At 62.2% G+C, this 13,413-nt stretch carries 6 protein-coding genes; 1 reads left to right on the top strand and 5 read right to left on the bottom strand.

Annotated features, from left to right (window positions below; all coding sequences use genetic code 11):
• Positions 1-130: 130 nt before the first annotated feature.
• From ACYVHC_RS19425 to katG, 5 genes are all read right to left on the bottom strand, one after another.
• Positions 131-1,330, bottom strand: coding sequence for an aldose epimerase family protein (locus ACYVHC_RS19425; protein WP_460615466.1), 1,200 nt, complete (start codon positions 1,328-1,330; stop codon positions 131-133).
• 240 nt (positions 1,331-1,570) lie between these two features.
• Positions 1,571-2,641, bottom strand: a complete 1,071-nt coding sequence (locus ACYVHC_RS19420; protein WP_460615465.1) for a glycoside hydrolase family 43 protein — start codon at positions 2,639-2,641, stop codon at positions 1,571-1,573.
• A 123-nt stretch (positions 2,642-2,764) separates the two neighbouring features.
• Positions 2,765-4,318 (bottom strand): RagB/SusD family nutrient uptake outer membrane protein, encoded by a 1,554-nt coding sequence (locus ACYVHC_RS19415; protein WP_460615464.1) that lies wholly within the window; start codon positions 4,316-4,318, stop codon positions 2,765-2,767.
• Between the two features lie 34 nt (positions 4,319-4,352).
• The gene (locus ACYVHC_RS19410) at positions 4,353-7,484 is read right to left on the bottom strand and encodes a SusC/RagA family TonB-linked outer membrane protein (RefSeq protein ID WP_460615463.1); all 3,132 of its coding nucleotides are present in this window, start codon (positions 7,482-7,484) and stop codon (positions 4,353-4,355) included.
• Positions 7,485-8,319: 835 nt separating this feature from the next.
• Positions 8,320-10,572: a catalase/peroxidase gene (gene katG, locus ACYVHC_RS19405; protein WP_460615462.1), complete on the bottom strand. Its 2,253-nt coding sequence runs from the start codon at positions 10,570-10,572 to the stop codon at positions 8,320-8,322.
• Positions 10,573-10,972: 400 nt separating this feature from the next.
• Here katG and ACYVHC_RS19400 point away from each other — a divergent pair, with 400 nt between their 5' ends.
• Positions 10,973-13,030 (top strand): HelD family protein, encoded by a 2,058-nt coding sequence (locus ACYVHC_RS19400; protein ID WP_460615461.1) that lies wholly within the window; start codon positions 10,973-10,975, stop codon positions 13,028-13,030.
• Positions 13,031-13,413: the final 383 nt, after the last annotated feature.

The raw sequence follows: 13,413 nt of genomic DNA, 5'->3' as shown, positions 1-13,413 counted from the left end.
AGGGGAGGAAAGCCAGGATAAAGCCGGCGCCGGCCCGGCGGTTAAGACCACAAAGATACGCAGCAACGGAAACTACTGTTAAGCTGGGGCCGGAAAGCCATACCGCGGGCATCTCTTCCCGGCGGCACCCCTACTTTCTCACCCCAAACTGGTAGCTGGTAGTTGATTGCAGCGTTTTGCCGGGCTGCAGAATGGTGGTCGGGAACTTGGGCTGGTTGGGCGAATCGGGGAAGTGCTGGGTTTCCAGGCAGAACCCGGCGTGCTGGCCGTACACCTGGCCGCCTTTGCCCTTCAGGGTGCCATCGAGGAAGTTGCCGGTGTAGAATTGCAGGCCCGGCTCGGTGGTGCGCACTTCCATGGTGCGGCCGGTAGTGGGCTCATACACCGTAGCCGCCGCGTGCAGACCACTGGTTTCGTTGAGCACCCAGTTGTGGTCGTAGCCGCCGGGCACCTGCCCGATCCGCTCGCCGATCGTGTGGGGCGTGGTGAAGTCGAAGGGCGTGCCTTTGACGGGGCGCAGCTCGCCGGTCGGAATCAGGCCCGCGTCGACCACGGTGTAGCGGTCGGCCGGAATAGTGACCTGGTGGCTAAGCACGTCGTTGCCTCCACTCAGGTTGAAGTAGGCGTGGTTGGTGAGGTTCACGGGCGTGGCCTTATCGGTGGTGGCGGAGTAGTCAATTTTAAGCGCGTCGTCGGCGGTGAGCGTGTACACGACCGTTACGCTCAGGTTGCCGGGGTAGCCTTCTTCGCCGTCCTTGCTCAGGTACGTGAGCGTGAGCGTCTGGCCCTCGGCGGAGGTGCCGGGCTCGGCTTGCCACACCACTTTGTCGAAGCCTTTTTTACCACCGTGCAGCGTGTTCTCGCCGTTGTTCTTGGCCAGCGTGTACGCTTTGCCATCGAGCGTAAACTTGCCTTTGGCAATACGGTTGCCGTAGCGGCCAATGAGCGCGCCGAAGTACGGACCCGACTTGAGAAACTCCGGGCTCTGGTAGCCGCTCACCTGATCAAAGCCCAGCACTACATCACCAAGTTTGCCGGCTTTGTCTGGCACCATCAGGCTGGTGATAGTGCCCCCGTAGTTGGTGATGCTTACCTTCAGGCCATGGGCGTTGGTGAGGGTATAGAGCTGTACTTCGGTCTCATCAGTGGTTTTGCCGAAGGAGGCGGAGGTAGGCATAGCGGAAGTAGATGAAGCCGCGGCCTGGGTAGCCTGAGAGGTGGCCGTGCCCGCCGCGGGCTGGTCTGAGGATGAAGTTTGGTTACAGGCTGCAAGCAGCAGCAGGGCGGCCACGCCACTGGTTAGGCGGGCTGCTGGGGTATAAAGCATCATAGAAAAAAGGAATGCAGGTAGAAAATGGATCCGGGGCAGATGCGCTAGAACCGGATACTTGAGGAATGGGGGCTAGTACCAGCCCAACGGGACCTGCTAGCCTCTCCCCGGCCGCCGCACCCACCGGGTTTGGCAGGTAGGCGGGGGTAGTAGGCGGATGTGCTTACGGGCTTCTGAGGGCCTAGGCCCTGCCCGGCCGTAGCGCCCATCTTGATATGGGTGCCAGCGTTGACTCAGCGGTTATTCGCCGCCGGGACGGGGCAGGGCCGTGCTGATGGGCACCGGAGCGCCAAAATCAGGCGTACCATCCGCCCGGAACGTGAACGGCTGCATGCGCGGGCTGCGCACGTCGCCGCAGCCCTGGCCGGGGCGGCTGTTGGCGTGGTACAGGATCCAGTCCTGCTGCCCGTCCTTGGACTTAAAGAACGCATTGTGACCCGGCCCGTAGGCGCCCGAGCTGGCGCTGGTGGTAAATACCGGGGTAGCGCTTTTGGTCCAGACGGTGGGGTCCATGGGGTTGGCGGTGCTCGTGGTAGTGAGCATACCCAGGGAGTAGGCATCGGTGGTGCAGTGGCTGGCCGAATACACCAGGAAGGTTTTGCCGTTGCGCTGCAGAATCTGGGGTCCTTCGTTAACGGGCAGCACCCCCTGCTGCTCCCAGCTGTACTGGGGCCGCGAGAGCAGCACCCGGGGGCCGGTCAGGGTCCAGGGGTTGCTCATGCGGGAGATGTAGATGCGCTGCTCCTCGGAGGAGGCGTCAGCGTGGCCCGACCAGAGCATAAACCGCTCGCCGTTCTGCTCGAACACCGTGGCGTCAATGGCCCAGAAGTCCTCACTGGGGCTGAACACGCGGCCCTTCTCCAGCCAGGTGCCGGTGGTCGGGTCGGCGGCGCTGTTTTCCAGCACCCACAGCCGCTGCCCACCGCAGCAGTTGCCCGGGCCGGCCGTAAAGTAGATGTACCACTTGCCATCCAGGAAGTGCAGCTCCGGGGCCCACACGTCCCGGGAAAAGGCGCCGTTGCTGGGGGGAGTCCACACCACGGTGGCCGGCGCGCTGCTCAGCTCCGACATCTTGGCCGTTTTGCGCAGGGTTACGTTGTTGCCGGTAGTGGCCATGTAGTAGTACATACCGTCCTTTTGATACACCCACGGGTCGGGCCCCGACTGCAGGAGCGGGTTGGAAAAGGTGGTGGAAACAACGGGTGGGACGACGGGGGGCGGCGCCGGGGCGGGAGCGGGCGCCGTGTTGGAAGAGCAGCCCACCGTGGCAAGCAGCAGCCAGGCGGCCAGGAAAGATCGAAATTGAAGCATAAGCTAAACTACGCAGCAAGTGAAGGAAGGGTGCGGCCGGCGCCTGGCCCGGCGGGGCCCGCCAAACCATAACAGCCGCTCCGCCCGCGGGCGGAGCGGCTGTCCGCTAGGGTCGCGGGCGGATTACCAGCCCGGGTTTTGATTTAGGCGGAGCAGATCGACATCCGTGCGGGGCAGCGGCAGCAGCCGCGACTTGGCAATAACAAAGTTGCTGAAGTGCTCGTCGCGGGCTTTCAGCTGATCCAGGCCGGCCTGGGTTTCCAGCAGGCCCCAGCGCTGCAAATCAAACCAGCGCTGGCCTTCGCCCGTGAGCTCGGTTACCCGCTCGTGCATGATCTGCATGCGCAGGGTAGCCTGGGTGAAGGAGGCAGCCACCAGCGGGGCCAGGCCCGAGCGGATGCGCACCTTGTTGATTTCCGTTACAGCACCGGCCACGTTGCCACCCTCGTTTAGGGCTTCGGCCTGCAGCAGCAGGATGTCGGCGTACCGGATCACGCGGTGGTTGATGGGCGAGTCGAAGTTCTCGAACGTGCGGTGGTAGTCGTTCTGGTACTTGCGCCAGTAAATGCGGCTGCGGTCGCGCTCGTTGTTGCCAAACCGGTTTAAGAAGCCCCGGCCGTACACGATCGTATCAGCATCGACCGGCAGGGTCGAGCTAAACTGCCGCCGGTTGTAAAACACCGTGGCCGACAAACGCGGGTCGCGCTGCCCGGAGGCGGTGCCTTCCTTTAAAAACTCGTTGACCACCCAAGGCCGCACCTCGGCATCGACAAACCCCGCCCCGGGCACGCCCCAGAACTGGGAGCGCTGCCCGCCTTCGGAGGAGGTGGCGTCGTCGCCGTCGTTGCCACCCAGCTTGTCATCGTTGAACTGCACCTCGAAGATGGACTCCGCGTTGTTTTCCGTGGTGTGGCGGAAGTTGTCGGTGTAGTTCGGAGTCAGCGAGTAGGTGGTGCCGATGATTTTGGTGAACTCCGTCTGGGCCTCGGCCCAGCGGCGGTTTTGCATGTAGGCCTTGCCGAGCAGGGCCGTGGCGGCTCCGCTGGTGGCACGGCCCACGTCAATGCCGTTGTAGCTGGCGGGCAGGTCGGGCTGGGCGGCCTTCAGGTCGGCAATCACCTGCTCCCACACCTGGGCCTCGGTAGCCTGGGGGGCGCTGGAATCCAGGGATTCCGAGGCCTTAAGCACCAGGGGCACGTTTCCGTAGAGCGAGACCATGTTGAAGTAGTACAGGGCCCGCAGAAACTTGGCCTCGGCCAGCACGCGCTTCTGCAGGGTGGCATCCATGCCCGTGATGGTGGGCACGTTGTCAATGACTTGGTTGGTGCGGAAGATGGCCCGGTAGTGGTCGCGCCAGATGTCGCGCGATACCTCAAAGTCATAGTTGGTTTGCACAAACCGGTTCCAGTCGAGCAGCTCGCCCCAGGGGCTTTGGCTGAATGAGTCGTCGGAGCGGGTGTCGAGGGCGAAGTTCAGCCAGCGCCGGTAGGTGCCCAGCTGCTGCAGGCCGCTGTAGGCCGCGTTCACGCCCTTGACGGCGTCGTCGCTGGTTTTCCAGAACGAGACCGTGGTGGGCACGTTCGGGTTTACTTGGTCGAGCAGGTTTTTCTCGCAGGAGGCCGCCGTCAGCAGGATGCTCCCCGCCAAAACCAGCCGGATGTATTTAGAGAATTTCATGAGCTTGCGGAGTTACAGGTGAAAGGAGGCGGGGTTAGAAGCCCGCCTGGATGCCCAGCGTGAACGTGCGCAGGTTGGGGTAGCTGCCTTCGTCGAAGCCGCGGCCCAGGTTGTTGCCGGCGCTGCCGGGCACGCCGCTGCCCACCGTCTCGGGGTCGTAGCCGGAGTAGTCGGTGATGGTAAACACGTTCTGGCCCGTGGCGTAAATGCGGAAGGAGCTGATGCCTTTCACCCGCTCGAGGTAGGCTTTGGGGACTGTGAAGCCGATCTGCAGGTTTTTCAGGCGCAGGTAGGAACCGTCCTCCAGCCAGCGGGTGGAGGTGAAGCGGGCGTTGTTGCCGGCCGAGTTGCCGGTAATTACCGCCCGGGGCGTAGTCGTGGACGGGTTGGCGGCCGTCCAGGGCTGGATGTCAGCCCGGTAGTTGCCGTTTTCATCGAGGCGGTCGAGGAAGTAGCGGCTGATGTTAAACACGTCATTGCCCTGTACCCCCTGGAAGAAGGCCACCAGGTCAAAGGCCCCGAACCCCAGATTCAGGTTAGCCCCGTACTGGAATTTAGGGAACACCCGGCCCACATGGGTACGGTCGCTGTCATTGATAACGCCGTCGTTGTTGAGGTCCTTGTAGCGCACATCGCCCGCCTGCAGGCCCGCTGGGATGCTTTCGCCGGTTTGGTAAATGCCGTCAAACTCGTTCAGGAAAAACGAGCCCAGCTCGTAGCCTACTTCCGTGCGGGTGGCGCCGTTGGGGCCGCCGATAAAGAAGTTGTCCTTTTCGCCCGAGCGGCCTAGGTCCGTCACCCGGTTGGTCAGCGTCGACAGGTTGGCGTTAACGCCGTAGCGGAAGGCGCTGCGGTTGTCGTTGTAGCCCAGTTGAAACTCAAAGCCCTTGTTTTCCAGCTCGCCCAGGTTGCGGAAGGGAGCCGAGCCGGCATTGCCGGAGGTAAACGGCAGGTCCGGGTTAATCAGGGCGTCGCGCGTTTTGGAGATGTAGTAGTCGGCCGAGAAGGTCAGCCGGTCTTCCAGTGCGCCCAGGTCAAAGCCGACGTTGGTCGTGCGGCGCTCTTCCCACTTGATGCCCGTGCTGGCCAGCACCGTCTGGGCCGACCCGTTGACGATGGTCTGCCCCTGCCCGAACACGTAGTTGACGTTGGGGTTTACAAACCCCTGGTAGAGGTAGGAGCCTCCGTAGGCCCCCAGCAGCTGGTCGTTGCCCAGGGCGCCGTAGGAGGCGCGCAGCTTCAGGTTGCTGATGGCCGTGATATCGCTGAAGAACGCCTCGCGGGAGATGCGCCAGCCCACGGAGGCGGCGCCGAAGTTGCCCCAGCGGTTTTCCGGGTCAAAGCGTGAGGAACCGTCGCGGCGGTAGGCCGCCGTCAGCAGGTAGCGCTGGTCGTAGTCGTAGGTAATCTGCCCGAAGTAGGACTCCTTGGCCCACACAAAGGACGAGCCCGTAGCCTGGGGGTTGGTGGAGCCCGCGTCCAGGGCCCAGTAGTAGGTCGGGCCGGTGCCGTAGCCAAAGCTGGCCCCGCGGGTAAACTCCTGCTCAAAGCGCTGGCGGCTGTAGCCGGCCACGGCCGTCAGGTTGTGCTTATCAAAGCTCTTATCAAACGTCAGGGTGTTTTCGGCCATGCCGAACAGCTCATTGCCCTGATTTTCGGCGTAGGACGAGGGGTTGAGCGGGTCGTTCTGGCGCCACTGCCCGTACTGGCGCTTTTCGCGGTCGTGGAAGCCGTGGTACTCGGTGGCCAGGTTCAGGCGGTAGCGCAGGAAGGAGAAGATGTCCAGCTCCCCGTAGATGTTGCCCTGCAGGCGGTTGGACGTGCCCGTGCTGTTGAACAGGCGTTGCAGGGCAATGGGATTGGTGCCGAAGGTGATGGCCGTGTTGTTGGAGCCGAAGCCGAAGCCGCCGGGGTTAGCCGGGTCGAGCACGGGCGTGACCGGGGTCATGCGCACCACGTCAATAAAGGGCAGGCCGTTGACCCGGGTCTGGTTGCTGCGGGTCAGCAGCAGGTTCTGGCCCACGCGCAGCTTACCGCGGTTAAAGCCGGTGTTGATGCGGGCGCTGTAACGCTCAAACTTGGGTCCCTCGATGGTGCCGGTCTGCTTGAAGTAGCCGCCCGACAAGGCAAAGGTGGAGTTGGGGCCGCCCCCGCTCACGCCCACGTTGTAGTCCTGGATGGAGCCCTGCTTGAACAGCTCCTCCTGCCAGTCGGTGCTGTAGCCGGGCAGGTTGCGGGCGAAGGGATTACGGTCGTCGGGGTTGCCGGCACCGCCGGCGCGGTTAGCCCCGGCGTAGGCCGCGTTGTTGATTTCCGCCCATTTGGTGGCATCGGCCAGGTCGTAGCGCTTGGCAATGTTCTGCACCCCGGCGTAGGCGTTGGCCGTGAACACCGGCGCACCGGAGCGGCCGTGGCGGGTGGTGATGATAATTACGCCGTTGGCGCCCGAGGCGCCGTAGGGCGCCAGGGAGGCCGCATCCTTAAGCACCTGTACCGACTCTACATCCTGGGGGTTGAAGTCGCGCTGCCCGCCGCCCTGCACCCATAGCCCGTCGATTACATACAGGGGGCTGCTGCCGCTGCCCAGGGTACCGACCCCGCGGATGTTTACGATGGGAGCCTGGCCCGGGGTACCGGAGTTGGCAACCGTGACGCCCGGCAGGCGGCCCTGAATGGCTTCGCCCACGCTGGCTACCGGCGAGCGGCGCACATCCTGGGAGCTGACCGAGGCTACGGAGCCCGTTACGTCCTCGCGCTTCTGGGTGAGGTAGCCGACCACGACCACTTCGTTCATGATCTTGCTGTCGGGGGCCAGCGGCACGTCAATGGTCGTGCGGCCGTCAACGGCAAACTCCCGGGCGGTGTAGCCCACGTAGGAAAACACCAGGGTCGCATTATCCGGCACGCCCGACAGGGTGTAGGCCCCGTTGGCATCGGTCTGGGTGCCGTTGGTGGTGCCCTTCACCAGCACGTTGACGCCGGGCAGGCCCTGGCCCTTCTCGTCTGTCACCCGGCCCGTGACCGTCAGGTCGGGCGCGAGGGTGGTGTTCGTCAGCCGGGCCGGGGTTGCAATGGCCAGGGCCGGGGTTACCGAGGCTGCCAGGGGCAGACAGCCAAGCAACGCTGGCAGCGCGAGCCTACCAGGTTTGGGTACAAGGTTCTTCATGGGATGTGGGAATGGGAATTTGAAAAAACACGTACTCTAATTTTTCGCAAACGTTTGCACTAATTCGCAACAAGAAAGCTCCGCAATGGTTGGCACGGGGCCAGGCGCAAGAATCAGGCGTTGGGTATCGTAAACCGCCATGAGTGGCTGCAAAGGCATTTTTTCAGGACCTAAACGACGGCAGGGGGCAGGGAAAAAGGTGGGGTGGGTACCCTGGTTTGGTGAATTTAGTTGTGTAAGAATACGATTCAGTTACTCTAAAACCAATTTCTATAGACCAATTTCTGGATTCGATAGTATTATCGGGCGCTCCCAAAGAGCGCTTAGTTAGGAGGGTTGGGTGGTCTTAGTCGTCATTGACTTCATAGATGGGAGTTTACCCCGCGTAGTCGGCTAACTCCTACGGCTCAGGAAGCCCACAGCTGAACTTTGCTTCCCGGTAGCCTGAGGGATAAAAGAAATGATATTGGGTCTAACTTTTAATATAACAATTTGATAAACAGTATATTGACTTTCACGTATTTTCCTCCGATGAATATCGCTCGTTAGAGTAGCTATAGATAGGCAGTCGGGAACGTGCCGTTGCAAACGTTTGCATTTGCTTTTAATAGGAGAAAAAGGCGGGCGCCTGCTGCCCGCCAGCCTGGGGTACGGCCTGTGTTGTAGCTAGGGCGGAAAAAAGCGCCGCCGTGACTAGCTGCAGGCTATCTGCCCGAGTCTGAATGCTATCCCCGGTTTTCACTAGCTGGGATACCAGAATGTAAGGGCATAAAAAAAGGGTGGTCTCGCGTGAGACCACCCTTTTGGTGAAAATCAGGTACCGGAAAGTTCGCGCCTAGGCTAAGTCGAAGCGGCCAAGGTTCATTACCTTCGCCCACACTGCCACGAAATCGTGCACGAACTTCTCCCCGGCATCGGCGCCGGCGTACACTTCGGCCAGGGCCCGCAGCTCGGAGTTGGACCCAAAAATTAGGTCGACGCGGGTGCCGGTCCACTTCACGGCGCCTGTTTTCCGGTCGCGGCCATTAAAGGTATTTTGGGCATCGGAGGTAGCGCTCCACGTCGTGTTCAAATCGAGCAGGTGCACAAAGTAGTCGTTGGTGAGGGCCCCTGGGCGGGTAGTGAACACGCCGTGCTGCGACTGGTCGAAGTTGATATTGATGGTCCGCAGGCCCCCGAACAGCACCGTCAACTCCGGCGCCGTCAGGGTCAGCAGCTGGGCTTTGTCGATCAGCAGCTCCTCGGCCGCAGCCTTGTGGTGTGGCTTGAGGTAGTTGCGGAAGCCATCGGCGGCCGGCTCCAGGGCCGCAAACGAGAGGACGTCGGTTTGCTCCTGCGAGGCATCGGCCCGGCCCGGTGTGAACGGTACCGTAACCGAGTGGCCCGCATTCCGGATGGCCTGCTCAATGCCCACTACCCCGGCCAGCACAATCAGGTCGGCCATGGAAATCTGCTTGCCATCAGTTTGGGCCGCGTTAAAGACCTGCTGCAGGCCGGTCAGTACGCGCAGCACGTCGTGCAGCTGCGCGGGGTTATTTACTTCCCAGTGCCGCTGCGGGGCCAGGCGCAGGCGGCCGCCGTTGGTACCGCCGCGTTTGTCGGAGCCGCGGTAGGTGGAAGCCGCGGCCCAGGCCGTGCCCACCAATTGCTGGACTGAGAGGCCGGAAGCCAGGATTTGCGTCTTGAGGGCGGCCACGTCCTGGTCGTTCACCAAAGGATACGTCACGGCGGGGATGGGGTCCTGCCAGAGCAGCTCCTCGGTGGGCACTTCGGGGCCCAGGTACCGCTCTTTGGGGCCCATGTCGCGGTGCGTGAGCTTAAACCAGGCGCGGGCGAAGGCATCGGCGAATTCCTCCGGGTTTTGCTGGAAGCGGCGCGAAATCACCTCGTACACCGGGTCGGCGCGTAGGGCAATGTCGGTGGTGAGCATAAAGGGAGCATGCTTCTTCGAGGGGTCGTGGGCATCGGGGATGGTGCCGGCCCCGCCCCCGTTGACGGGCCGCCACTGGTGGGCGCCGGCGGGGCTTTTGGTCAGCTCCCACTCGAAGCCGAACAAATGGTCGAAGTAGTCGTTGCTCCACTGGGCGGGTGTGCGGGTCCAGGCCCCTTCCAGGCCGCTGGTGATAGTGTCGGCACCGTGGCCTTTGCCAAAGCTGTTGCGCCAGCCCGTGCTCATTTCTTCTAGCGTGGCGCCGGCGGGCTCCTTGCTCACGTACTGGCCGGGGTCGGCGGCACCATGGGTTTTGCCGAAGGTATGGCCCCCGGCAATCAGAGCTACGGTTTCTTCGTCGTTCATGGCCATGCGGCCGAAAGTTTCGCGGATATCGCGGGCCGAGCGGATGGGGTCGGGCTCCCCGTTGGGGCCCTCCGGGTTCACGTAGATGAGGCCCATCTGCACGGCAGCCAGCGGATTGTCCAGCTCCCGGTCACCTGTGTAACGCTTGTCGCCCAGCCACTCGGTTTCCGGGCCCCAGTAGATGTCCTGCTCGGGCTCCCACCTGTCTTCTCGCCCGCCCCCGAAGCCGAAGGTTTTAAAGTTCATCGACTCCAGGGCGCAGTTGCCGGCCAGAATCATGAGGTCGGCCCAGGAGATTTTCTGGCCGTACTTCTGCTTAATGGGCCAGAGCAGCAGGCGGGCCTTGTCCAGGTTGGCGTTGTCGGGCCAGCTGTTGAGGGGGGCAAAGCGCTGGGCGCCCGAGCCGCTACCACCGCGGCCATCGCCGATGCGGTAGGTGCCGGCGCTGTGCCAGGCCATGCGCACGAAGAACGGGCCGTAGTGCCCGTAGTCGGCCGGCCACCAGTCCTGCGAGTCGGTCATCAGCTTAAACAGGTCTTGCTTTACCGCGTTTAGGTCCAGCTTTTTAAACTCCTCGGCGTAGTTAAAGCCCGGGGCTAGCGGGTTGGACTTCTGGTCGTTCTGCCGCAGAATGCTCAGCTTAAGTTGATTGGGCCACCACTCACGGTTGGTGCGCCCCCCGCCGGCGGTTTGCTTCACGGCGCCGTAGCCGAAGGGACACTGGGCGGCGGGCTCATTCAGCTCGTAGAGGATGGAGTTTTCCGGGGGCGGAGTGTTGTGCGTGTGATGCATTGTAATAGTGGGTTTACGTGGTCTAAGGTGTTAGAATGGAGCCCGAACCGCCACCAGCAGCTGGCCGGTGCCCGGGGCGGTTGAGCCCCGTCGGGAGGCTAGGGCCGCAGTACTGGTGCCGGGCGGGCTGAGGGTTCCGGAAAAGCCGACGCAGCAATGTCATCTTCTGACCGAAGGAAAGAGGCGTTACTGCCCAGTTCTACAAGCTCCTCTGTAGTTTTGTTTAAAGATGTTGGGGTTAATCCCAAACAATAAGTGGGATTTTTCGTAGGCGCGTTTTGCCCGCGGCCAATCCGCTTCCGTTAGCTGGAAGCCGGGTCCGTTCCGGCCCAGCCCGGAATAAAATAACTTGAACGCTTCGGGAGCCCGGAATTTGCGCTGACCTTTGGGGCCCGTTTTCGTGAAGCAGCCCGTGATCAACGCAACCCCGCAGCAAGAGAAAGAATACCTGGAAGAAATCAAGGACCGGCTTGCGATAGCGGTCCGACGGGTGGATGACGCCGTCAAGCAGTCTTCCCAGGAGCTTCAGCAAAAAAAGCAGTACATCCACGAGCACCAGTCGGGCATGGACGAAGCCGACATGGTTGCCGCCGACCAGTCCATCAACCGCATGGCCTTTACGGGCGAGGCGGCCGTGGGCCGCAAGCGCCGCCTGCTTAAGCTGGGGCAGTCCCCTTATTTCGGCCGGATCGACTTTGGCCCCCGGCAGGAGGAGGCGGCGCCGGTGTACATCGGCGTGTATTCCTTTTTCGACGAGCAGCAGCGCCAGAATCTGATCTACGACTGGCGGGCCCCCATCTCCTCGATGTTCTACGACTTCGAGCTTGGGGAAGCGTTCTACTCCACCCCGTCGGGCACCATCCCGGGAAGCATTACCCTGAAGCGCCAGTACAAGATCCGCGACGGCCGCCTGGAGTTTATGCTCGACAGCGACGTGAACATTCACGACGACGTGCTGCAGCAGGAGCTGGCCAAGTCCTCCGACGATAAGCTTAAAAACATCGTTGCCACCATTCAGCGGGACCAGAATGCCGTCATCCGCAACGAAACGGCGCCGGTGATGGTGATTCAGGGCGTGGCCGGTTCGGGCAAAACCTCCATCGCCCTGCACCGGATTGCCTTTCTGCTGTACCGGTACCGCGAAACCATTGCGGCCAAGGATTTGCTGATCATTTCGCCCAACAAAGTCTTTGCCGACTATATCTCCAACGTGCTGCCCGAGCTGGGCGAAGAGCACATTCCGGAAATGGGCATGGAAGAGCTGGCGGCCGATCTGCTGGACAACCGCTACTCCTTCCAAACCTTTTTCGAGCAGGTGTCCGCGCTGCTGGACCAGCACGAGCCGGCGTTCATTGAGCGCATCCGGTTTAAGTCCTCCTTTGAGTTCCTGAGCAAACTAAACCAGTACCTGCTCCACGTCGAGAACACCTATTTCACGTTCACGGAGCTGCGGGTTGGCTCAGCCGTGGTTCCGGAATCTTTCCTGCGGGAGAAGTTCCGGACCTTTCACCGGGTGCCCCTGCTGAAGCGGTTCGCACTGGTGGCGGAAGCCGTCCGGGCCTTCGTGCGCGACGCCGTTGGCCGCAAGCTGAGCGGGCAGGACAAGGCGCGGATTGGGGAAGGGCTCCATCGCATGTTCCGGTTTCATCAGGTGCTGGACCTGTACCGGGATTTCTACCGCTGGCTGAACCGGCCCGAGCTGCTGAAGCTTGACCACCGCCTGCACCTGGAGTACGCCGATGTGTTTGCCCTGCTTTACCTGCGCATCCGCCTGGAGGGAATTCCGGGCTATGACCACGTGAAGCACCTGCTGGTGGACGAGATGCAGGACTATACCCCCGTGCAGTACGCCGTGCTGTCCCGGTTATTTCAGTGCCGCAAAACGATTCTGGGCGATGTAAGCCAGACGGTGAACCCGTACAGCGCCTCTTCCGCCGAAACGATTGAGCGGGTTTTCCCCCAGGCCGAGGTGATAAAACTGCACCGCAGCTACCGCTCCACCGTCGAGATTACCGCCTTCGCGCAGCGGATTACGCCCAACCCAAACATCATTCCGCTGGAACGGCATGGGCCGATGCCCCTGATCCAGCAGCTCGGCAGCCACGCCGAGGAGCTGTCAACCATCAAGGCGTTGGCTTCGGACTTTGCGAGCTCCACCAATCACTCCCTGGGCATTATCTGCAAAACCCAGCGGCAGGCCGAACAGGTGTATCAGGCCCTGCAGGCTCCCGGCATTTCCTTGCTCACGGAGGAGTCCACGAAGTTTAAGGAGGGCATTATTATCACCACGGCCCATTTGGCCAAGGGTCTGGAGTTCGATGCGGTCCTGGTGCCCTTTGCCTCGGCCCGTACGTTTAAAACGGAAGTGGACCGGAGCATGCTGTACGTGGCCTGCACCAGGGCCATGCACCAACTCACCCTTACCTACTCCGGCGAGCTTACTCCTTTCCTGGCTTAAAGCAGGCGGGTGGCTGCGGGCGCGCAAGTAAGCCAGCAAGGTTGGCACGTGTCCTGAGCCGCCGCAGCGTTGCTAGGCAGTGCCCGGCCCTAGGAGAAGGGAGCAGGCCAACTGCCCGGCCCCGCGCAAGTCAGCCAACCTGCCGGATAACAGCTTGATGCTGCGGGGCGCCTTACGTAGTAGCCACGGCGGGTTGCTTGCCTGTTGTGGCCTAGTAGGCCCGGGTATTACCCGCGGGGCGGGCGCCGGCCCCGGGCCCACAAAGCATTTCCTTCAGAACCCGACCTGGTGCTACACCCAGCGGCCCGCACCCCAGCGCGGTTGGCGGGCGTAGGCACCCTAGTCCTCGCAGCAGGCTACCCCCGGCACCAGGGCCGGCCAGG

The organism is Hymenobacter seoulensis, from assembly GCF_054780535.1.
Note: the sequence above shows the minus strand (reverse complement) of the source record. Positions and strands in the feature narration are given on the sequence as shown.